The following is a 256-nucleotide window of genomic DNA, read 5'->3' as shown; positions in this document are numbered from 1 at the left end:
AGATAAAACAATCCACCGTAAAAAATATGATACAGACAGAAGAGGGCTGGCAGGTCATTACCGAGAGCGGAACCCACTTATGTCAGAATTTGGTCATTGCTGCCGGTCCTTGGTCAGCTGATCTCATTAAACCATTGGGTTATGAAATCCCTCTATTTCCTATGCGTGGCTACCATCAACACTTTAAAAGCACCGACCAAAACGCATTTTCTCACAGCTTGTTTGATGTAGATAAAGGGTTTGTGATGGGCACAAT

The 256-nt window shown here is 43.0% G+C and carries 1 protein-coding gene; it reads left to right on the top strand.

What is annotated here, in order from left to right; all coding sequences use genetic code 11:
- Positions 1-26: 26 nt before the first annotated feature.
- A partial coding sequence (locus AAEY72_RS15565) for an FAD-dependent oxidoreductase (RefSeq protein ID WP_352311515.1) occupies positions 27-256 on the top strand: 230 nt, incomplete at its 3' end.

It is taken from the genome of Psychrobacter sp. W2-37-MNA-CIBAN-0211 (genome assembly GCF_040309405.1).
GTDB lineage: Bacteria > Pseudomonadota > Gammaproteobacteria > Pseudomonadales > Moraxellaceae > Psychrobacter > Psychrobacter glaciei.
Note: the sequence above shows the minus strand (reverse complement) of the source record. Positions and strands in the feature narration are given on the sequence as shown.